This window comes from Moraxella bovoculi 237, from assembly GCF_000696305.2.
In the GTDB taxonomy this organism is placed as follows: Bacteria; Pseudomonadota; Gammaproteobacteria; order Pseudomonadales; family Moraxellaceae; genus Moraxella; species Moraxella bovoculi.
The window spans coordinates 1-24,588 of sequence record NZ_AOMT01000030.1; the positions used below are offsets into that span (position 1 = coordinate 1).

At 42.6% G+C, this 24,588-nt stretch carries 24 protein-coding genes and 2 CRISPR repeat arrays; of the genes, 23 read left to right on the top strand and 1 reads right to left on the bottom strand.

Translation table 11 applies throughout. From position 1 onward, the window contains the following. The first annotated feature begins 53 nt into the window (after positions 1–53). Positions 54–432: direct repeats of the CRISPR family, unit length 36 nt; unit sequence GTCTTAATCCCTTTTATAACAGGGAAGGTTTTGAAC. A gap of 516 nt (positions 433–948) precedes the next feature. The 11 genes from MBO_RS08030 (at position 949) to csx16 (ending at position 11,079) form a co-directional block, all read left to right on the top strand. Further along, positions 949–1,335 (top strand): hypothetical protein, encoded by a 387-nt coding sequence (locus tag MBO_RS08030; RefSeq protein WP_036366558.1) that lies wholly within the window; start codon positions 949–951, stop codon positions 1,333–1,335. Beyond that, positions 1,329–1,631 carry a hypothetical protein gene (locus MBO_RS08035; RefSeq protein ID WP_036366559.1) on the top strand — a complete coding sequence of 101 codons (303 nt, stop codon included), beginning with the start codon at positions 1,329–1,331 and terminating at the stop codon, positions 1,629–1,631. Before MBO_RS08030 ends, MBO_RS08035 begins: the two co-directional genes overlap by 7 nt. Positions 1,632–1,707: 76 nt before the next feature. Then, entirely contained in the window at positions 1,708–2,850 is a 1,143-nt protein-coding gene (csm6, locus tag MBO_RS08040; RefSeq protein WP_036366561.1) for a CRISPR-associated ring nuclease Csm6, read from the top strand. 4 nt (positions 2,851–2,854) lie between these two features. Beyond that, positions 2,855–4,102, top strand: coding sequence for a type III-B CRISPR module RAMP protein Cmr1 (gene cmr1 / locus MBO_RS08045; RefSeq protein WP_052585394.1), 1,248 nt, complete (start codon positions 2,855–2,857; stop codon positions 4,100–4,102). Between the two features lie 10 nt (positions 4,103–4,112). Continuing rightward, positions 4,113–5,927 (top strand): type III-B CRISPR-associated protein Cas10/Cmr2, encoded by a 1,815-nt coding sequence (gene cas10, locus MBO_RS08050; protein WP_036366563.1) that lies wholly within the window; start codon positions 4,113–4,115, stop codon positions 5,925–5,927. Further along, positions 5,927–7,102, top strand: coding sequence for a type III-B CRISPR module-associated Cmr3 family protein (locus MBO_RS08055; RefSeq protein WP_036366565.1), 1,176 nt, complete (start codon positions 5,927–5,929; stop codon positions 7,100–7,102). Before cas10 ends, MBO_RS08055 begins: the two co-directional genes overlap by 1 nt. A gap of 39 nt (positions 7,103–7,141) precedes the next feature. Then, entirely contained in the window at positions 7,142–8,020 is an 879-nt protein-coding gene (gene cmr4, locus MBO_RS08060) for a type III-B CRISPR module RAMP protein Cmr4 (RefSeq protein ID WP_036366567.1), read from the top strand. A 1-nt stretch (position 8,021) separates the two neighbouring features. Further along, positions 8,022–8,378 carry a type III-B CRISPR module-associated protein Cmr5 gene (cmr5, locus tag MBO_RS08065; RefSeq protein WP_036366568.1) on the top strand — a complete coding sequence of 119 codons (357 nt, stop codon included), beginning with the start codon at positions 8,022–8,024 and terminating at the stop codon, positions 8,376–8,378. Positions 8,379–8,539: 161 nt separating this feature from the next. Beyond that, positions 8,540–9,496 carry a type III-B CRISPR module RAMP protein Cmr6 gene (gene cmr6 / locus MBO_RS08070; protein WP_160169680.1) on the top strand — a complete coding sequence of 319 codons (957 nt, stop codon included), beginning with the start codon at positions 8,540–8,542 and terminating at the stop codon, positions 9,494–9,496. A 15-nt stretch (positions 9,497–9,511) separates the two neighbouring features. Next, the gene (gene csx2 / locus MBO_RS08075; RefSeq protein ID WP_036366570.1) at positions 9,512–10,699 is read left to right on the top strand and encodes a TIGR02221 family CRISPR-associated protein; all 1,188 of its coding nucleotides are present in this window, start codon (positions 9,512–9,514) and stop codon (positions 10,697–10,699) included. Between the two features lie 71 nt (positions 10,700–10,770). Then, positions 10,771–11,079, top strand: a complete 309-nt coding sequence (gene csx16 / locus MBO_RS08080) for a CRISPR-associated protein Csx16 (protein WP_036366572.1) — start codon at positions 10,771–10,773, stop codon at positions 11,077–11,079. Between the two features lie 175 nt (positions 11,080–11,254). Here csx16 and MBO_RS08085 read toward each other — a convergent pair whose 3' ends face one another. Further along, the gene (locus tag MBO_RS08085) at positions 11,255–11,404 is read right to left on the bottom strand and encodes a hypothetical protein (protein WP_160169681.1); all 150 of its coding nucleotides are present in this window, start codon (positions 11,402–11,404) and stop codon (positions 11,255–11,257) included. Here MBO_RS08085 and MBO_RS08090 point away from each other — a divergent pair. The 12 genes from MBO_RS08090 to MBO_RS08145 all read left to right on the top strand — a co-directional run bounded on the left by MBO_RS08090 (position 11,403) and on the right by MBO_RS08145 (position 24,318). Further along, positions 11,403–11,654 (top strand): hypothetical protein, encoded by a 252-nt coding sequence (locus MBO_RS08090; RefSeq protein WP_160169682.1) that lies wholly within the window; start codon positions 11,403–11,405, stop codon positions 11,652–11,654. The genes MBO_RS08085 and MBO_RS08090 overlap by 2 nt on opposite strands. 236 nt (positions 11,655–11,890) lie before the next feature. Further along, positions 11,891–12,139 carry a hypothetical protein gene (locus MBO_RS08095; RefSeq protein WP_036366576.1) on the top strand — a complete coding sequence of 83 codons (249 nt, stop codon included), beginning with the start codon at positions 11,891–11,893 and terminating at the stop codon, positions 12,137–12,139. Between the two features lie 128 nt (positions 12,140–12,267). Next, complete coding sequence (locus MBO_RS08100; RefSeq protein ID WP_052585396.1) at positions 12,268–12,999, top strand: SDR family NAD(P)-dependent oxidoreductase; 732 nt, start codon at positions 12,268–12,270, stop codon at positions 12,997–12,999. A gap of 1 nt (position 13,000) precedes the next feature. Further along, on the top strand, positions 13,001–13,996 hold the full coding sequence (locus MBO_RS08105; protein ID WP_036366578.1) for a Gfo/Idh/MocA family protein: 996 nt from the start codon (positions 13,001–13,003) through the stop codon (positions 13,994–13,996). A gap of 8 nt (positions 13,997–14,004) precedes the next feature. Next, complete coding sequence (cas6, locus tag MBO_RS08110; RefSeq protein WP_036366579.1) at positions 14,005–14,865, top strand: CRISPR system precrRNA processing endoribonuclease RAMP protein Cas6; 861 nt, start codon at positions 14,005–14,007, stop codon at positions 14,863–14,865. 77 nt (positions 14,866–14,942) lie between these two features. Further along, a complete protein-coding gene (locus MBO_RS08115; protein WP_036366581.1) occupies positions 14,943–15,773 on the top strand; it encodes a hypothetical protein in 831 nt (276 codons plus the stop codon). Between the two features lie 18 nt (positions 15,774–15,791). Next, on the top strand, positions 15,792–16,544 hold the full coding sequence (locus tag MBO_RS08120; protein ID WP_080702240.1) for an alpha-ketoglutarate-dependent dioxygenase AlkB family protein: 753 nt from the start codon (positions 15,792–15,794) through the stop codon (positions 16,542–16,544). Between the two features lie 8 nt (positions 16,545–16,552). Beyond that, positions 16,553–16,819, top strand: coding sequence for a CRISPR-associated endonuclease Cas2 (cas2, locus tag MBO_RS08125; RefSeq protein WP_036366585.1), 267 nt, complete (start codon positions 16,553–16,555; stop codon positions 16,817–16,819). Positions 16,820–16,843: 24 nt separating this feature from the next. Then, positions 16,844–17,833 (top strand): CRISPR-associated endonuclease Cas1, encoded by a 990-nt coding sequence (cas1, locus tag MBO_RS08130; RefSeq protein WP_052585397.1) that lies wholly within the window; start codon positions 16,844–16,846, stop codon positions 17,831–17,833. A 6-nt stretch (positions 17,834–17,839) separates the two neighbouring features. Then, positions 17,840–18,145 carry a CRISPR-associated endonuclease Cas2 gene (gene cas2, locus MBO_RS08135; RefSeq protein ID WP_080702241.1) on the top strand — a complete coding sequence of 102 codons (306 nt, stop codon included), beginning with the start codon at positions 17,840–17,842 and terminating at the stop codon, positions 18,143–18,145. A 241-nt stretch (positions 18,146–18,386) separates the two neighbouring features. Next, positions 18,387–19,388: direct repeats of the CRISPR family, unit length 36 nt; unit sequence GTTCAAAACCTTCCCTGTTATAAAAGGGATTAAGAC. Between the two features lie 472 nt (positions 19,389–19,860). Further along, the gene (locus MBO_RS08140; RefSeq protein ID WP_036366598.1) at positions 19,861–22,485 is read left to right on the top strand and encodes a bifunctional aconitate hydratase 2/2-methylisocitrate dehydratase; all 2,625 of its coding nucleotides are present in this window, start codon (positions 19,861–19,863) and stop codon (positions 22,483–22,485) included. Positions 22,486–22,941: 456 nt separating this feature from the next. Further along, a complete protein-coding gene (locus MBO_RS08145; protein ID WP_036366587.1) occupies positions 22,942–24,318 on the top strand; it encodes a diaminobutyrate--2-oxoglutarate transaminase in 1,377 nt (458 codons plus the stop codon). Positions 24,319–24,588: the final 270 nt, after the last annotated feature.

Genomic DNA, 24,588 nt, shown 5'->3' on the forward strand with positions numbered 1-24,588 from the left:
ACAGGGAAGGTTTTGAACATCAAAATATGATTTTTGTGGTTATTATCAGCTCAGTCTTAATCCCTTTTATAACAGGGAAGGTTTTGAACTTTACTTACATCTGTATTCATAAGGTCTCCGTAAGTCTTAATCCCTTTTATAACAGGGAAGGTTTTGAACCATCGAAGATAGCAACGGAAACCCAAAAGAAGGTCTTAATCCCTTTTATAACAGGGAAGGTTTTGAACGTAATTTTTCTAGCGAGCTGAGCCTTGCTGTGCGTCTTAATCCCTTTTATAACAGGGAAGGTTTTGAACTAAGAGCTGAAACCGTAAAGCTACAATATGAAGTCTTAATCCCTTTTATAACAGGGAAGGTTTTGAACATGAAGCGGGGTACCAACACTGGGGTTCTCTCGTCTTAATCCCTTTTATAACAGGGAAGGTTTTGAACTGCACTCATTTAAAAATAACGAGTAAAATCAAACGTTTGCAGATCAAATTTTTGTTCAAAAATTGTTTAATAAAAGTTAATGTAGATTAAGGAAATCTAAATAATTAAATATCCTTAAAAAACAATAACTTATAAATTTGACACCCATTAGGATTATTCAAAAAAACAAGCTATTAAATAATCAAGCGGCATCTTGTCGTCCAAGACGATATGGTTATTTTAATGATTTTTTGCCAAATTGCAAATGCTTTTTGCGGCTATGACACCGATTGACGCTAGTCGAGATAAGCTTACGAAACCACTCGAGAAATTCATTCAGATGTATCATACAACAGATCAAGATTGGTTGGGTCGTTTGCTGATAGTGATTTTTAATTTGTGGGCAGATGTTGATTTGTCTTGTGATTAAATAAGTTTAGTGAGTATGCTCACTTTTGTAAGCTTATCAAACCCCAAATTAAGAGACTTTGTTGTCATAATGCTAACATCAAATAAGTTAGATGAATAGGTGCTATTATGAAAAATCCTATCAATGTAATCGATGCTTTGTCTGCAACCACTGAGGTGGTGAAGGCTGTTGGCGAAAGATATGAGCAACGCATGGCTCAAAAGCACGAACTGGTAAAAATCAATCAACAACATCAACAAAAGAGAATAAATATGCAATTAATGGTCGCAGGTACACTCGCAGCAGAAGCAGTAAAATTGGGCACAAGCATCATGGCGCACAATCAGGCGCGCAAGAGAATAGATGCCGAGCTTGCCACCGCGACTCAAGGGCATGAGCGTCAAAGGCGGCGAATGACAGCGTCCACTTTCAAAAATACATCATCTTATATGGTGCATCTATTGAGCAATCAAAAAGCCAATACCGAGACTATGAGGTGTATAAAAGAATGGTAAAAACCTTTAAGACCAAGCGTGATGAGATCGGTCAGAGAATTGGTGAGCTAAAGGCGCAGCGAGACACCACCAAAGGCGAGGCTCGCCAAGTGATTCGTGATGAATTGGCGGAGTTATATATATGGCTGGACGAAACCAAGCTGGAGTTGGATTGCTTATATCCTAAAAAAGCAGAGTTGTTAGAGATGCTTCGTCAGACTAACCAAAATACCCGTGAGCTAAGAACTACAATCCGTGATGAATGCGGGCGTGGCGGCAGAATGTGGTATAAACGTAAACAACTTAAGGCAGTATAAAAATTCTGTGATGATATATTGTATTTTTGTAACTGCTGTCCTACAATGATAACGATAGAAAATAAGGAATGATTAGATGAAAAATGTACTTTTTCTAGTAACGGGCATGACCCCGCAGATCATCACCGAGACGGTGTGGGCGTTGGCGTGCGACCCTAATTTGGCAGATGATGAGCGGTTTGTTCCTGATGAGATTTGGGTGCTAAGTACTGATGACGGACTAAACCAAATCAAGGCGACACTGTTTGAAGAAGGGGTTTTTGAACAATTCAAAAAAGACTACCCCATCATCGCAAAGGTAGCATTTGACAAAAATCATCTGTGCGTTATCCAAAAAGACGGCACGCCACTAAAAGACCTAAAAACACCCGGTGATAATGAACTGTCCGCCAATCTAATCTGCCAACAGGTGCGTAATTTTACCCAAGATGATAATGTTCGTCTGCATGTCTCTATCGCAGGTGGGCGCAAGACAATGGGGTTCTATGCTGGCTATGCTCTGTCCTTATATGGTCGTGCCCAAGACAGCATGTCTCATGTGTTGGTGGATAGCGAGTTTGAAAGTGCGATGGGTTTTTATTACCCAACGCAGACGGATTATTATGTAACCCAAAGACATACAGGCAAAAAACTCAATGCCAAAGACGCACAAATTTGGCTGGCTAATATTCCGTTTGTGCGGATGAGCGAAGCCATTTCTGATAAGCACCAATTAAAACAAGGGGCGAGTTTTAGTGAAGTGGTTGATTCTATCAACGAGTCCTTTAAAGAAATTCAACTAACCGTAGATGTACCCAACAAAAAATTGGTCGTTAATGGCAAAGAAATAGACGCATTAGATGCAAAGCATTTTGCTTTCTTTTATTGGTTCGCCGATTTGACCAGAAAAGAGCAGAATATATCAGCACCAAAAGCAAAAATGAAAGACCCTAATGTTAGTCCAGAAAATTTAAAAGTTATTCAGACATTAACTCAGGATTTTAATATTTATTATCACAAAATCAAGAAAAAAGAAGTGTTTGATATAGAAGATGTAGATATTATTGATATTGATAAAGGACAGTTTAATAGTGCAACCAATCATGTCAATTCAGTTTTGATTCAAGAGTTGGGTTTGGAAATTGCCAAAAAAATAAAAATTGCCAATATTGATGGTAAGCGTGGCAAACCTTTTCATTTAAATGTTCCTGCAAAAAATATCACGATTATTGAGGAGTAATAAAATGGTTAGAGATGTACCTAAGACGATAGAAGGTCAAGAAATTGTTCCGTTGACCGAAGAAGAGCTAAATCAGCAACCAAATCCACTCACATGGCACACCTTAAACTGTGAGCTGATAACCCCCATGTATGGCGGTGGCGTGGAATCCACAGTTGTGGATAGACATATGCCGATTCGTACCAGTAGCATTCGTGGGAATTTGCGTTTTTGGTGGCGACTGCTTGCCAAACATAAATGGAAACTTGATGACATTGCCACAAAAGAAAAGGACATTTGGGGTGGTATGGGCAACAGTGATGACGAGGGTAAGGCAGGGAAGGTTCTACTTAAAGTTATCAATCTATCCAAAAAGCGTGTCGGTGATAATGATTTGATTGCTTATGACGATGGGTCATTGAGTGGTTTGCGCTATGTGTTATTTCCTGCTTACAATGAGACTGATGACAGCAAAAAACCACATAAGTTATTAAAATCAGACAATGTTAAGCTTGATTTACAAGTGGCATTCGCTCCACAAATTGCCAATGATGACACCATTAAAAATCAAATCATTGAAACCTTGCAATGGTGGGCGAATTTTGGTGGATTGGGTTTTCGCAGTCGCAAGGGCTTGGGAGCAATTTGTGTGAATGTTTGCCAAGATTTTCCGCAAATTTGCCATGCCTTAACGAATGATGATGTACAGCAAGCGGATTGTCGTTTGGTGGTGCGTAATAGTAACAGTTCAACAGGTACACAAGCATTGGCGGCAGGTATTCAAAAATTATCTGATTTTCGCCAAAAGGCAGGCGTGGGGCGTAATGAGCCGTCCGATGAAGCCAAAAAAATGAAAAAACCCGCAGGGCGTAGCCGTTTTCCAGAGCCTGATGCTCTAAGACGTATTCAACGTAACTTGGGTTATGATAAAAAACACGAGCCTGTACATCAGGCAGGGAATATGTTTCCAAGAGCGTCATTTGGCTTGCCAATTTTATTTCACTCACACCAAGAAGAAGCGGTAAATGCAACGGTCAATCCTGCCATTGGCGAACGTCTAGCCAGTCCGCTGATTATCCGTCCACGCAAAGTTGGCAGTCATTATCAGGTAATGGCATTGGTGTTGCCCTATAAGGATATTTTAAAAATAAAAGTTGAGATAAATGGGATGGAATACCCGATTTGGGAGCAGGACAAAGCCAAGCATATTCACCCAATCCAGGAAAATGGCAATGACCCATTAGACGCTTTTTTAAACTATTTTATAAAATAAGGAATAACTAATGTCAAAATATGTCGTGATATTTTCCATAGGGCCCGTGCAGACGTTTATTGCGTCCGCTCGCCGTAGTCGTGATTTGTGGAGTGGGTCTTGGTTGTTGTCCGAACTTGCCAAAGCCTGTGCCAAATCATTAAAAGACAGTCAGGCAGAACTTATTTTCCCCTATGTGGAAAATGATGATGATTTAAAAGAAAACTCTGAATTTTCGGTGGGGAATAAAATCCAAGCTGTCATTACCGCTGATAATGAAGAGCGGTTAAAATTGGTGATTAACGAAGCCAAGGACGCAGTAAATGAGCGTTTTAAAAATGAAGCAGATAATGCTTGGCGTGATTTGCCTACTGCTGATAAAGATTTAAGAAAGGACATTTGGGATAAACAAATAGGTGATTATCTAGAAATTCAAACCGCTTGGGTGAAAATCACTGATGATTATATCAGTGCTACACAAAAAGCAGGTCAGATTTTGGCAAGTCGTAAAGCAACCCGTGATTTTAATCCAAGTGCCATAACGCCTTATGATAGTCAGTTGATGATTCCAAAGTCATCTTTGGACGGCATCAGAGAAACGGTACTAAAAGAAGATGACTCATTAAAAAACCTAACTCGCCTAAAATTATCCTTATCCAAATCCGAACAATTAGATACGGTGGGCGTGATTAAGCGTTTGGGCTTTAAAGAAAAAGCGGAGCAATTTACGCCCATCAGCCGTGTTATGGCGGACAGTTGGATTGAGCGACTGATTGCACACAATGAAGATTTGTCCAAAGTTAAGGAAAATTACGAAGAGTTGGAAAACCTTGGTGTGGCAACCCGTGTAAGGGGCAATGACAAGATTTACCAAAATTTTGCTTATGACGGTCAGCTACTGTACTCATCTCGTATTGATGCGTTAATCCGTGAATGGCAAGGTAGCGATGATGCGATTGTGGATTGGGCGAATGAATTAAAATCCGCCTTAAAACCATTGTGGCGAAAATATGGCGAACCGTATCGTTATGGCGTGTTGCTACGGGCAGACGGCGACCGTATGGGCGAGTTGCTGGATAAAGCCAAATCTCAAAAAGAACACCAAGCGATTACCCAAGCTTTATCTGCTTTTGCTGGTGGGGTGAGTCAGATTATGCGAAATCATCGCGGTCATTGTATCTATGCAGGGGGCGATGATGTGTTGGGCTTTGTACCGTTGGATAAGGCGTATGAGTGTGCCAACGATTTGCAACAATCATTTTTACAAAGCTTGGCAGAGATAGCAGGTCAGCTGAATGTGGATAAAAGCCCAACATTATCAGTCGGTTTGGCAATTTGTCATATCATGACGCCGCTGAGTGTGATTCGTGAGCTTGCCAGTCAAGCTGAAAAACATGCCAAAGGCGACCATATTGAAAATGAAACCTCAAAAATTAACGAACGCCGTGATGCGTTGGGGATTTTGCTGTCCATTCGTTCGGGTAATGATACCAAACTTCGCTATAATTGGAGTGATGAAAAGGGGCTAAAAGTATTTAAGGAATTTATTAAGTTTTATCGTAAAAAAGAAATTCCAAGCCGTATCGCTTATGACATTCGTGCGATTTATTTGTGTACCAAAGATTTTGCCGAAGGCAATAAAGACTTATTGCAAAACATTCAAAAAGCCGAATTAACCAGAATGCTAAAACAAGCTCGTACCGATAACGGTCAAGAGATCAAAAAAGCGATTATTGATGAATTGGCAGAGCGTGGCGAAGTCATTGGTTTGGACAAATTGGCAGATGAATTGATTGTGGCTCGTTGGTTCTCCGCCAAAACACAAAAAGATTTAGGAAAAGAATGATGAACGGTTATTTAATAGAATCGCTTGCCCCATTGGTGTTTCGTTCGGGCAAACCATTTGCCAGTCAAAGCTCCGCCCAAGATGTGATTTTCCCTTTGCCAAGTGCGGCGGCTGGTTTGGTGCGTGCAACCGCCATTGCCCAAAAGAAAGTGGATTTTGATAAAAACAGATGTGGCATTGATGACCCTGATTATAAAAAGGTATTGGATATTAAAAGTCAAGGCATTTATTTGACAAGGGTCAATCAAAACAGCATTGATATTTTGGTGCCAAAACCTGCCAATGCTCTGTATGTAGAAGACAAAGAGCAAAAAGGCAAAATTGATCTGGTACGTCTTGCCCCTGCTGATATTGAGCCTGATTGCGGTAGCGATTTGCCAAAGAGCTTACAATATGTGCAAACCGTTGATATAAATGGCAAACCGATAAGTATAAAAGGCAAACCAAAATCAGGGGTAAATTTTTGGCATATTGATGATTTAATCAAATGGCAAAATAATAAACCATTGACCTATGATGACATTAAAAATAATGGTTTAGCAAGTATCCCAACCAACATTCGTACGCACGTTGCCATAGATGATATGACAGATTCATCAGAAGACGGTAAGTTGTTTCAGACGGCAAGTTTTGATTTGTCCTATCAGCGAGAAGATAAAGTGTTTGAAGAGCATCGTTTGGGATTTGTGATTTTATCCGAGCAGACCCTAGATGATGATATGGTTGCTTTTGGTGGTGAAAGACGGCTATCGTATTTTAAATCAATCAAAAGTGATGTTGGTTTTATCAAGCCAAGTCAAGCTCTGTTGGATAGTATCAACCAAGCAGGTGGTTTTAGCCTAACATTTTTAACGCCGTGCGTGTTTGCCAAAGGTTATTTGCCAAGCTGGATTGATGAAAACACGATGACAGGTGAACTGCCTGATAGTAAAGTTAAAGTGCAATTACAAGCGGTGGCAGTGGAACGCTTCCAAGCAGTGTCAGGGTGGGATAGTTTGTTATGGCAACCCAAAGCCACACGAAAAGCCGTGCCAGCAGGTTCGGTGTATTGGTTTAAATGTTCTGACAAACTGGATATACCGACATTACAGCGACTGTGTCAATCGCTTGCCGATGACCGTTACGACCAAAACGACGGTTTTGGTATGGCACTGATTGCTCCATTTACCATTTGATATTCACGTTTAATTTTTATTTTTTAACAAGGATTTATGATGCAAACTCGTATTTTTTATTTACAAAATTTATCTGCTCTACACGTTGGCACAGGTCAAGGCGTGGGCGTGGTGGACTTGCCAATTATGCGTGCTAAGGCAACCAATTTACCGATTGTGGCAGGCTCTGCCATCAAGGGCGTATTACGTGATGAGCTAAAAGCACAATGCAAGATTAGCGATAAAGACATTAACACGCTGTTTGGTAAAAACGAAAATGCCGACCACGCAGGGGCGATTGCGTTTGGTGATGCTCATTTATTATTGTTGCCGATTCGTTCATTTGCAGGGACGGTAGCATATGCAACCTGCCCATTTGTGTTGCGTCAATATCAACGTGATGTCGGTGTTGATTTGGATATTCCAAACATTAATGACAATCAGGCGTTAATTACTAGTAGTACATTATTAATTGGCAATCAGATCGCCCTAGAAGATTTGGATATTGAGGCTGTTCAAAATGAAAAAGCTGGAAAGATTGCCGATATGATTGTTAATGCCTTATATCCAGATTTGGTATTAAATGCTGATGGATGGCGTAATGCGGTCAAAAGCCGTTTTGTGGTTTTGCCTGATGATATTTTCTCATTTTTGGCAGATACAGCGACTGAGATTCGTACTCGTATTCGTATCAATCGTGAAACTCGTGTGGTGCAAGACGGTGCATTATGGACAGAAGAAAACTTGCCTGCCGATAGCGTGTTGTGGGGTGTATTGGGCGTAAGTCAATCTCGTGATAAAGATAATAAAAAAGACGCAACTGAATTAGCGGAATTATTGCCAACAGATGAATTAAACATTCAAGTGGGCGGTAAACATACCGTAGGGCGTGGATTGTGCCGTTTGCTCATCAATGAAATAGCCAAAAAAGGAGCGTGATATGCAAACTCGTACCCAAAAATATGCAGAGCCTGCTTATCCTTTGGTTGATAGCTTGAAAGGTAATGACATAGAAAGCAAATATCGCACACTTGCTTTAAACTTACCTACAATGATTTTGCAAGCAGGATTAACACAAGCGATTGGTTTTTTAATGGCAAAAAATGAAAGTCATCATCAACTGATTTTGGCACATTTGGCGGAGTTATTGAATTATAAAGATAAAGAAAAAGAGTTTTATCAAAAAATTCTACAATCCAATGTTCAAGAATATCAGCTTTTAAGCCGTAAAGCCATTGAAGCATCTGGTTGGTTAAAACGTTATACCCAAGCCTTGTTAAAAGGGGAGAATAAATGACAGCGTTAATGCGACAAAATTTAGCCAGATTATATCCTGATTTTCGCACGGCTCACGCAGGACTGCTGATTCAGCGTGGACTGCGAAAGTGGGACGATGACAGCGAAAAGCCTATTAAAAAAGAATTGATTGGCAAAATATCATCAGTTAAGGCAGATGAATTGTATCTACTGGCATTTCATCGTTGGTTGAATTTGACCTATCAAAATGACAATTTTGCCAATCTATCCGCCAAAATCAATGGGCGATTATTTACAGGATTGGCATTGGGTCAAACGCTAGAAACAGGGGCGATGACACACCACACCTACGGTATGCCGATGATTGCAGGGTCTAGTATTAAAGGGGCAGTACGTCACTATACCGAGCAGTTATTTGCTGAGCGTGATGAAAATAACAATATCCATTACCGTGATGGTCAAATTGTTACTCAAGAGAACAAAAAGCACATTTTGGATATTTTGTTTGGTACAGATGACAGCAGCAATGCTGGGTATTTGATTTGGCATGATGCGTGGTGGATTGCTCCTGTTGATACTAAGATGAACCTATTGCAAGGTGAAAATGCCAGACCATTTATTGGCGAAATCGTAACCGTACATCATCAGGAATATTATCAAGGCAAAATGAAAGAAGCCTTAGATATTGAAAATCCCATTCCCAACCAACAAATCGCGATTCAAGGGGGGTTTTATTTTAGCATTGAAGGCGAACCACAATGGGCAAAATTTGCCAAAATGCTACTCACCAAAATGCTACAAGAGCAAGGCGTGGGAGCAAAAGGGAGTAATGGATATGGGTATTTTGAAATTGATGAAAAATTGAATGACGAGATGACCAAACGCTTTAATGCCATTAAACCTATGGATAAAAATGACCCATTGGCACATATTAAAAAAGAGATTTCTATATTGAGTGATGAGCAATTAACAGAAAGTTTAAGTAAGGATATTAATAAATTTCTTGAAAAGTTAGAATTGAAGAAAGGGGATGACGAGCATTGCCAAAGTCTAGTTAAATGTATATTAGCTGAAAAGGAAGAATTTGTTAAAAATTTGGCTGATGATACAGGTAAAAATGCTAAAAAGGCTTTTAAATTTATTGAAAAATATCGTTAAACAAGGTGTGTAAAAATGACAACATTAATTAGTTTTTTAGGCACGGGTCTAAAAGACCAAAATGGTAAAAGTCGGGGCTATCAAGAAACTACTTATCGGCTTGATGGTGTGGATTATCCCCAAAAATATGTCAGTATTTCTCTAATAAAAGCCATAAAGCCTAACAAGGTAATCCTGCTTGGCACGACAGGTAGTGTTTGGGACGTATTTTTGGAGAAAGGTGGCGATAGTGGCTTGGAGCAAGAATGGTTGTCTTTGAGCGAAAAAGTAGAAGAAGTCAGAGTAACTAAGCAGGATTTAGAACCATTTGAGCTATATTTGAGCGAGCAATATCAGGCACAAGTGAAATGTGTACTTATCCCGTATGCCAGAAAGTTAGCGGAACAAGTAGAAGTTTTGTCTGTCATAGCTGAGAATTTGGCGGATAATGAAAATGTAGTCTTAGATGTTACGCATGGTTTTCGCCATTTGCCTATGCTGGCATTGGTTGCATCTAGATTTTTAAAAACCATTAAAAATATCAATGTACAAAATATTTATTATGGTGCATTTGATATGAAAGATGAAGACGGCACTTGTCCTATTATTGATGTCAATGGCATGTTGTCTATGTTGGATTGGATTGATGCACTCAATACTTTTGATAAGGACGGCGATTACGGCGTATTTTTTGAATTATTAGTTAAAGAAGGAATTGAGCAATCTAGTGCCGATTTATTAAGGCAAGCGTCTTTTTATGAAAGAACAACCAATGCCAGTAATGCCAAGCAAAAACTAGATACCATTTTTAAGGAGTTAAATGCGTTTGATGACTCACCATTGTTTAATTTATTTAAACCACAATTAACCAAAAGATTGCAATGGTTTAAAAAGAGCAATCGGGGTCTTAGAGAGCAAGAATTGGCAAAAGAATATTTAAATCGTAGAGATTACGTTCGTGCCGTTGTTTTTGCTATGGAAGGTATGATTTCAGCAAAAGTATTCTCGGAAAAGCAAGATGAAAACCGCTATGAAGACCGTGAAGAAGCAAGAAGCACACTAAGAGAGGCAGACGGTTTTAAATTTTTGTCTAATATTCGTAATGCTTTGGTTCATGGTTTGGGCAATCAAAATAAAGACATTAAAAGAGTCTTGGATAAAGAAAGCAGTATTCAGCAGAGTTTAAAAAAACGCTTCTCAAACCTACTAGATAACAAAAAATAAGCTTACATTCCCCACACTCCACTCAAAAAACGTCATAATATCCCATTATGACGTTTTTCACAGGATATTTTATGGCTACTTATTTTATTACTCGCCATATTGGTGCATTGGATTGGGCAGGTGCTAATGGTGTGCATTTTGATGTGCATTTGCCCCATTTGTTAGATTTTGATGAATTACGGTCAGGTGATGTCATCATCGGCACATTGCCTATCAATATTATCAGCCAAATCAACGATCTGGGCGTGCGTTACATTCATCTGTCATTAACCATACCGCCCCATTTGCGTGGTGTGGAGCTGACCGCCGAGCAGTTGGATGAGTGTCAGGCAGCCTTGGAAGAATTCCATGTCAAAAAACTGGCAAAAATCATCAATTAGGAAAAATCATGAACGAATTTGAACTGGCGTTTCATATTGATAAAATCGCCCAATTAAAATATTTGGGCAAATATGAAGAATTGCGAGCCTATATCTCAAAAACAACCCAATGACATAAAAGCCCAACTAAATATTTGGGCAAGTCAACTATTGTCTAGATTGCAGCAAGATGATATTAAGGATAAATTACCACTCGCCAACCAACATAGCATAGACGGCTGGCAGGCGTTTTATGGTCATGATTATCATCGGGCTCTCGACTCTTTAGGCAGGCGATGAATGAGCCAAACTGGCAACAGAGCGCCCTTGATAGTAGTTTGGGCATGGCAAAAGCCTATACCCGTACAGGGCATTGGCAGTTGGCAAAAGCGTGGTGCTTGTATTATTTGGCATTGGCTAGGCGGTTTTTATGTCATTTTGATGTAGCAAAGGGATATGGGGCGTTGGCAGAGATATTTTTACGAGCCAATACACCCAAAGAAGCGTTAGGCCGTTTTCAAATGGCGTATCATCTCATGCCACTACAAAGCGGGCAAAAGGCACGCCAATATAACTTTATGGCGTCAGCATTGTAGCGTCATGGTGAGTTTTTGCGAGCGTAAGCTTTGCTATATTCTAGTTACCAGGAGATTGAGCGGGCGTTGTCGTTAGAGCCTGAACTTGTGGAGTATCACGCAGGATGCTACATTCGCAAATGCGTTTTTGTTTTTTTGGCGCTGTTGTCAGATAGGGTGTTATTGCCGTTTGTGGATTTGAACGGTATCAATCAAACGTCCGCTGTGGGTCTAAAAACCATGCCAAGCGGTATATTGTGGGGGGGGTACACGGCATTCATAGCCCAAACCAAAATGACCTAAAAAAGGCAAGCGATGAATTTTATGAGGCGATGATGATTTTTGAGGGTCGGTTATTGTTTGAATATCTGTGGGCAAGCCGTCTGTATCAATATTGCCAAAAAATCCAAGGCGTGGATTATCAGGTATGTGATGAAACTATCAAAAAAGCCCAAGCGATATTTAACATAGAGCAAATCAATCCGCCTTACTCCTATCGTATTTGACCAAACGTGGCAAAAGGTAGAGTTACACAATCGAGGGTTTGTGCAATTACTGCAAGATGACTTGAATAAGCAAGCATTGATTAACGTATGGCAACAATTTGTTTATTTGACAAACAAAGGGCAAAATCATGAAATTTAATGATATAAATAACAAAACAATCATCGTAACAGGTGCTGGCGGTGGCATGGGTAGGACGTGCTGTGAATATCTAAGCGGTCTAGGGCTACACGTTTCGGCGATTGATTGCCAGGATGAGAGATTGCCATTGGTGGCAGATGACAAGACAAAAACCCTGTGTGTGGATTTATCTGATCATTCGTTGGTAGAGCAAGTGGAGCAAGCGTTGGCAGGTTTACCGCCTGTGTGGGGACTTGTCAATCTGGCAGGCATTTCGGTGGGCGATACGGTGGATAAATTGTCGCTTGATGATTGGCAGTTGTCTTTCGATGTCAATGTAACGTCTGCCCTGCGCCTAATTCAACTGGTCGCCCCGATGATGAAACGAGCTGGTGGGGGCAGCATCGTCAATGTCAGCTCGCCTGTCGGCTATATCGGTGCTAGAAAGCCAAGCTATGCCGCCAGCAAATCTGCCTTGCATGGCTTAACCGCAAGCTGCGCCAGAAATCTAGGGGTAGATAACATCCGTGTCAATCTGCTGCTACCAGGTACAACCATTACCGAGATGGCCAAAGATTGGAGCTTGGAGCGTCAAACATCCATTGCTAAAGAAAGTCTACTTGGTAGATTATGCACACCCCAAGAAACCGCCGAAGGGATTGCGTTTTTGTTAAGTGAGCATAGTCGCTATATGTCAGGGGCGATTTTGGACATGACTTGTGGCAGTATGTGGGGGCATTGATATGAATACACCGATTAAGGCGGTTATTTTTGGATTGGGCAATCAAGCGTTTGAACATTTGGATGCGAGTGTGGGTCATCAAGATGTTCAAATTATTGCAGGAATTGACGGTAATACTGACCGCCACAAAGAAGTGTGCGCGCGTTTTGGCGAGTTAAACTTACAGTGCTTTCAATCGCTTGATGAGTTAAAGGCGAGCGGATTGGCGTTTGATGCATTGATTTTGGCACTCCCCCACGATGTCTATGGCGGTATTTGGGCGGATATTTTGGCTTTGGGCAAACCCTTGTTAAAAGAAAAACCATTGGGGCGAGACTATCAAGAAGCCAAAACCTTTATGGATACTGCCCACAATGCTCATTGTGAATTACAAACTGCCATTCAACGCCGTCAGCACGCCAGCTATCAGTTTTTGGTTAAATTTTTACAAAAACATAAAATCAAAATCCAAGAGTTACACGCCCATTTGCATTTGGGTAAGGGATTGCAAGCTGCGATTGATAAGCCTGATTTAAAATGGCGCGGCGACCGCCAAAAAGCAGGTGGTGGGGCGCTGCTTGACGTTGTCTATCATTTGGTGCATTATATTGTCGGTGATTTTGATGTGGTATCTGCAACCATGTACAACGGCATGCAGGTGGATAACGGCATTGATATAGAAGACAGAAGTTGGCTGGTTGGGTGTAAGCCTGATGTGTGGATTATGCTTGATACATGGGTGAAGGGCGAGCCAAATGGCAGGGGCGGATTTACCAAATCTGAAGCGGTGGAGCTATTGACGGATAAGGGGCTTTTAAAGGCAAATCGTGAAGGCGTATGGCAAGACGGCGTACAGATTTTTGCGACCCAAAGCAAATGGCAAGATGCGATGAGAAGGCAGCTTACTGATTTTGCAAATAATATCCGCACCCAAAACTGGCATACAGACGTGATATGGCACCAGCTACCCGCCATGCGAACGATTGATAAAGCTTACTGGCTATCAAAAAGTTACTAGGGGCAAGTATGATTAATATCACCCGCTACCGTATCAGTTTTTGCGCTGATAATGACATACATTTGCAAAGCTATGCAGGTTCTGCACTACGTGGAATGTTTGGGCACGCCCTAAAATCTATGGCTTGCCCCACTGCCAATGGTAGATCTTGTCGTTGTCAGGGGGATTGTCTATACCGCACATTGTTTGACCCACCCCAAACCCACACGCATGACCGCAAGCAAGACACACCGCCACCTTTTATTGTAGAAGCCCACAGCTTGCCGCGCCATATCAAGGCAGGGCAGACGGCTTATTTTTATATGACGCTAATTGGCAAAGTCGCCCACAGCGAGCAGATGATGATAGAGCTGGCTTGGAGACGAGCTTTGTCGGTGGGATTTGACCAAAAAGACAAAACCAAAGCGACTGCCAAATTCATCGGCATGAGCAAATTTGACAGCCCTTTCGGTAGCCCTATCAAACCCATGCCGCCCACCGCGCTTATCCTAGACCTATTTACGCCCACGCGGATACAGCATCACGGCAAGCTCTTGAATTCACAGGATTTGGCCGTCTCACTATTTTGTCAGGCATTGATGCGCCGTTATGTGCAGTTATCGGCGGTATATGGAGATAAGCCAGATGATGATGAGCTTAAATCCGTTTATCAGGATATTGAGAATGTCACTGGTGAGTGTTATTTATCCTATCGGGCTTGGTCTCGCTTCTCTCATCGCCAACATCGGGTTATTCCTCAGGATGGTTTGGTGGGGCGGATTGAGCTGCACGGTGTGAGCGAGCGACTATACCATTATCTGCATTTAGGGCAGTGGCTGCATATCGGCAAGGGGACGGTGTTTGGGCTTGGACAGTACCAGCTAAGATAAGCTTACAAAACCCTAAAAATCTATAAGCACACGGCATAATACGCATCAAATTTAGATAACTTAAAAAGGTGTGTATTATGTCAAATCAAATCCAAAACACTCAAGCTGCTAACTTCACTTCTTTTCAGGGCTACTACGAGCAGTCGGTTCATGCGTATCAAAATAACCGCTCTCGTCTAACGTACAATGCATTTGTTAATAGAACGAATCGTGCTAAGCGTCCTTTGAGTTGCGATATTGAGACTCAGTTTTATACTGCCGCCTACGCCATGCAGCACTATCAAAGCATGATGGCTGCTCTTAATGAGCAAATCAGCATGGATGACTCTTCGCTACACCTAAATATCGTCGACTATGGTTGTGGTCAGGGTGTGGCGACGTTGGCAGTGCTTGATTTTATTGCCAAAAATGTCAGCTGTCACGTCAGCTTGAATGTCCACCTTTTGGAGCCATCTAACTTGGCGTTACAAAATGCCAGAGAGTTGATCGCTGCTCGTGCGGACGCGCTCGGCATGGATTTGACGTTAAGTGTTCAATGCGTGGAGATTGCCCAAGTGCATTTACCAAACCATATCAAGAGCAATGTCAGTACTACTTTGCATCTGTTTTCGAATGTGCTAGATGTGGTGGGCGTGCAAGTGAGTCTAGGCTCGGTGGTGCGTGAGATTCACGCCACGCAAGGTGAGAATATTGTCATCGCATCTGCTCCCAACTATTCGGACAGCTATAAGGGCTTTCGCCAGTTGTCTGCCTTGCTTGTGGGTAATGCCAATCCTACCATTTACGCTCGCACCGTGGAGCATTATTCTTATCGTGTTATTCAAAACCGCTGGCAAACCAGTACGGCACCATCCATTCATATGGCGCTAAGTGCCAACAATGATTATTACAACCATCAAGTGGCTTAATCTTATAAGGAAAATATCATGGATTTATTTTTTGACACACCCACCGCCCCAACAGATCTGATTACGAGTGGCAAATTCCAAGGCACGCCTTTTGACGCTCACGCACACGATGGTGGCAGGGGTATTGTCATTGACGTGCCTTATGGACGGCTATACTATGCGCCTGCTTATTTTGACAAGCAGGCGGCGGACGAGTTTGTGGATTATTTTTTAGCGTGTGATGGGGTTAATCATCATACTCACGACTGGCAAAACGAGCCAAATATCAATGAGATGCCCTTTACCAACATCCAATGGCACCAAGACACCATCAAAATGTACGGCAAAGAACATCGCCTGCCACGCATTTCGGCATGGTATGGCGACAGTGATAAACCCTATACTTACTCGGGCATTACCTTAGAGCCTAAGGCATGGACGGACAAACTATTGTCGTTAAACGATGAACTTGGCAAAATCTGCAAACGTCGTTTTAATAGCGTACTACTCAACTGGTATCGCACAGGGGACGACCACATCAGTTGGCATACCGATGCCGAGCGAGAATTGGGAAAAAACCCCATGATTGCGTCCGTTAATTTTGGCGAAAGCAGGCGATTCCTATTGCGTCTGACAGACGACCATGCCACCAAACTAGAAATCCCACTCCACCACGGCAGTGTGTTGGTCATGGCAGGCGAACTGCAGCACCATTGGCAGCACAGCGTCCCAAAACAAACCAAAGTCAGAAATAGCCGTATCAACTTAACGTTTAGAAATATTGTATCATAGGAGGGGTAATGTCAGATTATTTGGTGGCGTATGATATCAAAGATGAGCGTATTCGTGGGCAGGTATGTCAGCTTCTAAAGAATCATAGCATAACCCATCAAAAATCTGCCTACGAGTGCCAGCTTTCACCACTTCAAAAGAAACAATTGATCTTGGATGTCAATGACGTCATCGAGGACGATACTTTTTGTTTGTTTGTCATCAAGAGCAGCCATTGGAGCCATCAGTCAGTCAACCGTATTAGCATCGATGATGACTGGATGTACATCGGCTGATCAGGTTTGAGATGGAGTGCGACGATGATCAAAACACTTGTCATAGATCAAAAGGATGCTCACCTATATAGTGAACGTAATCGTCTCATGGTGCGTCATGAGAGTTTTGTGCATCCCATCAGCGTGCCATTCACTCAGATGGATTCACTGGTGATAGGGTGTGGTGTTACGATGAGTAGTACGCTACTGACCAAGCTCGCCAAGTGTGATATCACTGTTAGTGTGTTACCGACACGTCGCACGGGGCAGGCGTGCCGTCTGATCGGGAATTTTAGGGGTAATGTATCAAGAAGAGTTCATCAGTATCAACTATGCCAGAGTGAAGCGCTTAGATTGGCATGGGCGACTCGCCTGATTCGGTTAAAGCTACGCCGTCAAGCACTGCTGTTGGTTAAGCTGTCTGGACACATATCGCTGTCGGAGGATGCTATGCTACAGGCAGTGATGGATAAGCTGATTCACAGTTATCAAGGCATAACACCGACCAGCCTTGACAGCCTGCGAGGAGTTGAGGGCAGCTCAGCGCAGCTATTTTTTGGCGCATATCGTAGATTTTTTGATCAAAAATGGCGATTCGTCACTCGTAACCGCAGACCGCCAAAAGACCCCATTAATGTTCTTTTGTCATTGGGTTATACACTCATGACGCAGCTTTATGAGCAGTCGCTCTATGCCATCGGGCTAGATCCGTTCTTGGGGATTCTGCATGACGAGACTTATGGGCGACAGTCATTGGCTTGTGATTTTGCCGAGATTGGGCGGGCGGACATTGAAGCGTGGGTTTGGCAATTGGTTCAAGACGAGGAATTTGACTTGGAGATGTTCGACTTCGACGGTGAGTATGCTTGTACCATGAATAAAGCAGGGCGAGCAGTGTTTTATCGCCATTGGGTAAAACTAAAACCAAAGTTGCAGCGTCAAGCCCATAGACATGCTCATATATTCTTAAAAAGACTAAACAAAACCCAAACCAAACTCATGTTTATGCAAGACTTAACCAAAAGCGGAGCGTAATCAGCCATGCCATACAAACAAAAGACACCTAAGAATTTTTTGATATGCTACGACATATCTTGCAAAAGACGTCTTGCCAAAGTCTATCGGCTTATTAGCAGCCATGCAATACCCATACAGCGTTCGGTGTATTTTGCCACGCTCAGGGCTGCCGATATGGACGCCATCATCGCACGACTAAAGACAATCATCACAAAGGAGGATGACGTTAAGATATATGAAACGGAATCATTAGAAAATGCACACATTCAAGGCAACCGCTCGCCAAACATACAGCTGTTCGGCGAGAATGGGGGTCAAATCATGTGGTAAAATGCTTGTGGATTGCGATGATTCTTGTTAAAATAACCGATAATTTGACGTTGGTCGACTATTTAATAACTTGGTTTTATATAAATAATCCTAGTCGGTGTCAAATTTATAAGTTATTGTTTTTTAAGGATTTTTAATTATTTAGGCTTCCTTAATCTACATTAACTTTTATTAAACAATTTTTGAACAAAAATTTGATCTGCAAACGTTTGATTTTACTCGTTATTTTTAAATGAGTGCAGTTCAAAACCTTCCCTGTTATAAAAGGGATTAAGACCTTCTTGTGGTTCAAATGTCTTAACATAGCTTTGGTTCAAAACCTTCCCTGTTATAAAAGGGATTAAGACAAAAGTCTGATGTGTCTAGTAGGGTTTGCAAGGGTTCAAAACCTTCCCTGTTATAAAAGGGATTAAGACCACAGACGGACATCCTTATCGGCTGATTGCAGGTTCAAAACCTTCCCTGTTATAAAAGGGATTAAGACTTTTTGGAGCCCATCGTGGGCTTCCTTTTTGCGTTCAAAACCTTCCCTGTTATAAAAGGGATTAAGACGGGCGAATTTTGTATTTTCGTTGCATTTTTTGCGTTCAAAACCTTCCCTGTTATAAAAGGGATTAAGACAATCGCAACCATTGGCGTGATTACCCTTGCCTGGTTCAAAACCTTCCCTGTTATAAAAGGGATTAAGACGTAAGTGTAAATAGCACTACAAAGGTAGAGCACAGTTCAAAACCTTCCCTGTTATAAAAGGGATTAAGACGGATATGTATCACGGTCTAGCTCGGCAAATTTACGTTCAAAACCTTCCCTGTTATAAAAGGGATTAAGACACCTCTTCTTTTATCCATTGGTTTTTTAGGTGCGTTCAAAACCTTCCCTGTTATAGAAGGGATTAAGACTATCAAAATCGCTGTTGATGTCGCGGAACATGGTTCAAAACCTTCCCTGTTATAAAAGGGATTAAGACATTGATAACCACCACGATAAAACGTTATGGTTGGTTCAAAACCTTCCCTGTTACAAAAGGGATTAAGACTTTTATTTAGTAGTAACTTGAATAATAATCTGGAGTTCAAAACCTTCCCTGTTATAAAAGGGATTAAGACTCGTAGCTTGCGTTTTGTTGCAAGGCTGTTCTTGTTCAAAACCTTCCCTGCTATAAAAGGGATTAAGACTCTTTATACTGTTCGATATAAGCCCGATTGTTGTTTAAAACCTTCCCTGTTATAAAAGGGATTAAGACTCGGGATTATGCCTTGACCACTTTCCCCACTCATGTTCAAAACCTTCCCTACTATAAAAGGGATTAAGACTCTTTATACTGTTCGATATAAGCCCGATTGTTGTTTAAAACCTTCCCTGTTATAAAAGGGATTCGTGCTTGTCTGCAATTATTTATAGAAGACCATTATTAACAAATCCTGCCTTAATCTTGAGATGATTTATAAATCTCAGGGTTGGGGCGGGTATTTTGCTTGTATGGGATATGGACGAACTGTATTTAGGAATGATAAATCCTTAACCATTTTTTAAATAAATGTTGGTTATGAGAGATAATTTTTTGAATTTATGCCAAATTTCAGTTATTATAATTAAGAATAAATCTAGGCGAAAATGCCTGTAAAATCAACGTCTAGGCACTTGATAATTGTTTGTATAATGATAACCACTATCAAGCACTTATGACCTCACATGGAGATAAAGCTATGTCGCAAATGCTAACTGAATACAGAGCCCACGTCGCTGAGCGTGAAGCGCTAGGTGTGCCACCACAGCCATTGACCGACGCACAGACAGCAGATCTGGTAGAACTACTAAAAAACCCACCAGCTGGCGAAGAAGAATACTTGGTTCATCTATTAGAGAATCGCGTACCAGCAGGTGTTGACCAAGCTGCCTACGTTAAAGCTGCTTTTTTGAACGCTATTGTTAAAGGTGAAGCAAATTCACCACTAATCACCAAAGAGCGCGCAGTATATCTACTAGGCACGATGCTTGGTGGTTATAACGTTGCGCCATTGGTTGACCTACTAGACAATGCTGAGCTTGGTGGATTGGCTGCCGAAGCACTTAAGAAGACTCTACTGGTATTCGATGCGTTCCATGACGTAGAAGAAAAAGCCAAAGCAGGCAACGCCAACGCCAAAGCAGTACTAGAATCATGGGCAGAAGGCGAGTGGTTCACCAGCCGCCCAGACGTGCCTAGCGAGATGACCATTACTGTATTTAAAGTAACTGGCGAGACCAACACAGACGACCTATCTCCAGCCCAAGATGCATGGAGTCGTCCTGACATCCCACTACATGCCAACGCCATGCTAAAAAATGCCAGAGACGGTATTAACCCAGAAAAAAATGGAGAAGTTGGTCCACTAAGCCAAATCAAAGACCTAATCGCTAAGGGTAATCCTGTTGCCTATGTGGGCGACGTTGTGGGTACAGGCTCTAGCCGTAAATCAGCGACTAACTCTGTGTTATGGTTCTTCGGTGACGACATTCCGCACATCCCTAACAAGCGTGACGGCGGTGTGTGTCTAGGTGGTAAGATCGCTCCGATTTTCTTCAACACCATGGAAGATGCAGGTGCGCTACCTGTTGAGATCGATGTTGCTGACATGAACATGGGTGACGAAGTTACCCTAAAAATTGACCACGAAACCGCAACTGTAACTGCATTCAAAAACGGTTCGCAAATCGCCGAGTCTAAACTAAAAACTCCTGTACTATTAGACGAAGTGCGTGCTGGCGGTCGTATCAACCTAATCATCGGTCGTAACCTAACAGGTAAGGCGCGTGAAGCACTAGGTCTAGAGCCATCTACTCTATTCCGCACCCCAGATCAACCTGCTGACACAGGAAAGGGCTTTACTTTGGCTCAAAAAATGGTTGGTCGTGCATGTGGCCTGCCAGAAGGTCAAGGCATCCGTCCGGGCACCTACTGCGAGCCTAAGATGACTACTGTTGGTTCACAAGATACCACAGGTCCGATGACTCGTGACGAGCTAAAAGACTTGGCTTGCCTGGGCTTCTCATCTGACCTAGTGATGCAGTCGTTCTGTCACACCGCAGCTTATCCTAAGCCGATTGACGTGGTGACTCATCATACGCTACCTGATTTCATCATGAACCGTGGTGGTGTATCTCTACGCCCGGGCGACGGTGTTATCCACTCATGGCTAAACCGCATGCTACTGCCTGATACTGTAGGTACCGGCGGTGACTCACACACTCGCTTCCCAATTGGTATTTCATTCCCAGCGGGTTCTGGTCTGGTGGCGTTCGCTGCTGCAACGGGTGTGATGCCACTTGACATGCCTGAGTCTGTGCTTGTCAAGTTCAAAGGTAAAATGCAACCTGGCATCACGCTTCGTGACCTAGTACACGCCATTCCTTACTATGCAATCCAAGCAGGCGACTTGACTGTTGAGAAAAAGGGTAAGAAAAATATCTTCTCTGGTCGTATCCTAGAGATTGACCTAACCGAGATGGAAAACGACCTAACTGTTGAGCAAGCATTCGAATTGTCTGATGCATCTGCTGAGCGTTCGGCTGCTGGCTGTGCGATCACGGTATCAGAAGAGAAAGTGGCTGAATACCTGCGTTCTAACATCGTCATGCTAAAATGGATGATTGCCGAAGGCTATGGCGACGCTCGTACCCTAGCTCGTCGTGCTGAGAACATGCAAAAATGGTTAGACAACCCAAGCCTACTAAAAGCCGACGCTGATGCAGAATACACCAAAGTTTATGAGATCGATCTTGCCGACATCAAAGAGCCAATCCTATGCTGCCCGAACGACCCTGATGATGCCAAATTGCTATCAGAAGTTGCAGGCGATAAGATTGATGAAGTATTCATCGGTTCATGCATGACCAACATCGGGCATTTCCGTGCCGCAGGTAAGCTTCTGTCTGAAGTACCAGCAGGTAGCCTAACCACTCGTCTGTGGATCGCGCCACCGACCAAAATGGACGAACGTCAGCTGATGGACGAAGGGTACTACAACACTTACGCCCAAGCAGGTGCACGTACCGAGATGCCAGGCTGTTCACTATGCATGGGTAACCAAGCTCGTATCGCTCCTAACTCTACAGCGGTATCGACTTCTACTCGTAACTTCCCGAACCGTCTAGGTCAAGGTGCAAATGTATACTTAGCTTCTGCTGAGCTTGCGTCTGTCGCTTCTGTACTTGGTAAATTGCCAAGCGTAGAAGAGTACATGGCGTATGCAGGTAAGCTTGAGTCTATGGAAGCTGAAGTTTATAACTACCTAAACTTCGACCAAATGGCTGAGTACACCGAGAAATCAGACAAAATCAGCGTAGCACAACTTGCCTAATCTGATTTGATTAAAAAAACACCGTCAAGCGATTGGCGGTGTTTTTATTTTAGTGTATTTTGAGCAACCTTTTTTAGATTTTGATCATAAAATCCTTGCCAAATTTTCCCTGTGTGTTATAATTTGCCACTTTTTTAATTTTAATGATTTTACATTTGTTTTAATTTTCAAAAGTATTGCCGTGCAAGCGGTTGAATTGCCTTATTTTATCTCCATAAAGACAGTAGGGTAATTGCTCTTGCAAAACTGGTGTGCAATGGATTTTTCTTAACTATCATTCCTAACTTCATTGAACCACACGCCGAACGTCGCCAAACCTTGTTAAACCCAAATTTTAGTTGATAAATTGGGTTTGGGTTTAGGGATGCAGTCATCAAATTTTCATATGTGATTGATAAGATTGAGATTGTATTCATAGGTTTTTCTTTTAACCCTTATCTGAGATGGTAATCCGATATGAGCGTTCATTTTGTAAATCATGCCCCAACAGCCCCCAAAGACGGTGCAACCAACGACTACTATTTGACTCGTCAAAACCAGATGGAGTCAAATGTCCGTAGCTACCCACGCAAACTCCCCCTAGCCATTGCCAAAGCACAAGGGTGCTGGGTTACTGACGTAGAAGGCAACGAATACCTTGACTGCCTAGCAGGAGCAGGTACGCTAGCCCTAGGACACAATCACCCTGCCACAATCAACGCCATTAAAGACGTGCTAGAAAGCGGTTTGCCACTGCACACCCTTGACATCACTACGCCAATCAAAGACGCATTCACCGAAAAATTGTTATCATTCTTTCCAAAAGATTTTGTCTTGCAGTTTTGCGGTCCAACAGGGGCTGACGGTACAGAAGCTGCCATCAAGCTTGCCAAAACCTACACAGGGCGTGATAATGTCATCGCATTCTCTGGCGGTTATCACGGCATGACGCACGGAGCGCTTGCCATGACAGGCAACTTATCCGCTAAAGAAAAAGTGGGCAATCTCATGGCAGGCGTGCAGTTTATGCCTTATCCACACGAATACCGTTGCCCACTGGGTCTGGGTGGTGAAGCGGGTGTGGACGCTTTAACTTATTATTTTGAAAACTTCATCGAAGATGTGGAAAGTGGTGTGGTAAAACCCGCTGCCGTTATCCTAGAAGCCATTCAGGGCGAAGGCGGTGTTGTCCCTGCGCCCAAAAAATGGCTACAAAAAATTCGTGAGGTTACTGCCAAACACGACATCGTGCTTATCCTAGATGAGGTGCAAGCAGGATTTGCTCGCTCTGGCAAGATGTTCGCCTTTGAACACGCCGATATTGTCCCTGATGTGGTCGTTATGTCTAAGGCGGTGGGCGGTGGTTTACCCCTTGCCGTGCTTGCCATTAACAAAAAATTTGATGCATGGGCACCAGCAGGTCATACAGGTACTTTCCGTGGCAATCAGCTAGCCATGGCGGCAGGCTATAATGTTCTAGAACAAATCACCAACAATAACCTTGTCGAAAACTCACGCATTCAAGGCGAGTTTTTGCGCGATGAACTGCGTAAAATTGCACAAGAATTCCCCTGTATCGGTCATGTGCGTGGACGTGGTCTGATGACGGGTATTGAGATCGTCGATGAGCGCAAATCCGCCGACCACATGGGGTCATACCCTGCCGACAGTGAGCTTGCGGTCGCTATCCAAAAAGCTTGCTTTGATAATAAACTACTGCTAGAGCGTGGTGGTCGTGGCGGTACGGTGGTTCGTCTGCTTTGTCCAATCACCATTACTACGGACGAGTGCCAAGAGGTCATCACTCGCTTCAAAAAGGCGGTGGGTGAAGCGGTAAAAGCGGTTCGTGGCTAGGCGTTAATTGTAATTTAAAAATAAAGGCGTGCTAAATGGTACGCCTTTATTTTTTGCCAAAAATGGGCTTTATGTTTATCAAACAATTTGTTAAAATAAAAAATTTTACTTGACAATTGCTATGGAAAATCGCAAAATGAACCACACACACACACACACACACACACACACACACACACACACACACACACACACACACACACACACACACACACACACACACACACACACACACACACACACACACACACACACACACACACACACACA

Coding starts and splice junctions, on each gene's coding strand:
- MBO_RS08030 (WP_036366558.1), top strand. CDS start 949: ATGAAAAATCCTATCAATGTAATCGATGCTTTGTCTGCAACCACTGAG.
- MBO_RS08035 (WP_036366559.1), top strand. CDS start 1,329: ATGGTAAAAACCTTTAAGACCAAGCGTGATGAGATCGGTCAGAGAATT.
- csm6 (WP_036366561.1), top strand. CDS start 1,708: ATGAAAAATGTACTTTTTCTAGTAACGGGCATGACCCCGCAGATCATC.
- cmr1 (WP_052585394.1), top strand. CDS start 2,855: ATGGTTAGAGATGTACCTAAGACGATAGAAGGTCAAGAAATTGTTCCG.
- cas10 (WP_036366563.1), top strand. CDS start 4,113: ATGTCAAAATATGTCGTGATATTTTCCATAGGGCCCGTGCAGACGTTT.
- MBO_RS08055 (WP_036366565.1), top strand. CDS start 5,927: ATGAACGGTTATTTAATAGAATCGCTTGCCCCATTGGTGTTTCGTTCG.
- cmr4 (WP_036366567.1), top strand. CDS start 7,142: ATGCAAACTCGTATTTTTTATTTACAAAATTTATCTGCTCTACACGTT.
- cmr5 (WP_036366568.1), top strand. CDS start 8,022: ATGCAAACTCGTACCCAAAAATATGCAGAGCCTGCTTATCCTTTGGTT.
- csx2 (WP_036366570.1), top strand. CDS start 9,512: ATGACAACATTAATTAGTTTTTTAGGCACGGGTCTAAAAGACCAAAAT.
- csx16 (WP_036366572.1), top strand. CDS start 10,771: ATGGCTACTTATTTTATTACTCGCCATATTGGTGCATTGGATTGGGCA.
- MBO_RS08090 (WP_160169682.1), top strand. CDS start 11,403: ATGGCAAAAGCCTATACCCGTACAGGGCATTGGCAGTTGGCAAAAGCG.
- MBO_RS08085 (WP_160169681.1), bottom strand. CDS start 11,404: ATGCCCAAACTACTATCAAGGGCGCTCTGTTGCCAGTTTGGCTCATTC.
- MBO_RS08100 (WP_052585396.1), top strand. CDS start 12,268: ATGAAATTTAATGATATAAATAACAAAACAATCATCGTAACAGGTGCT.
- MBO_RS08105 (WP_036366578.1), top strand. CDS start 13,001: ATGAATACACCGATTAAGGCGGTTATTTTTGGATTGGGCAATCAAGCG.
- cas6 (WP_036366579.1), top strand. CDS start 14,005: ATGATTAATATCACCCGCTACCGTATCAGTTTTTGCGCTGATAATGAC.
- MBO_RS08115 (WP_036366581.1), top strand. CDS start 14,943: ATGTCAAATCAAATCCAAAACACTCAAGCTGCTAACTTCACTTCTTTT.
- MBO_RS08120 (WP_080702240.1), top strand. CDS start 15,792: ATGGATTTATTTTTTGACACACCCACCGCCCCAACAGATCTGATTACG.
- cas2 (WP_036366585.1), top strand. CDS start 16,553: ATGTCAGATTATTTGGTGGCGTATGATATCAAAGATGAGCGTATTCGT.
- cas1 (WP_052585397.1), top strand. CDS start 16,844: ATGATCAAAACACTTGTCATAGATCAAAAGGATGCTCACCTATATAGT.
- cas2 (WP_080702241.1), top strand. CDS start 17,840: ATGCCATACAAACAAAAGACACCTAAGAATTTTTTGATATGCTACGAC.
- MBO_RS08140 (WP_036366598.1), top strand. CDS start 19,861: ATGCTAACTGAATACAGAGCCCACGTCGCTGAGCGTGAAGCGCTAGGT.
- MBO_RS08145 (WP_036366587.1), top strand. CDS start 22,942: ATGAGCGTTCATTTTGTAAATCATGCCCCAACAGCCCCCAAAGACGGT.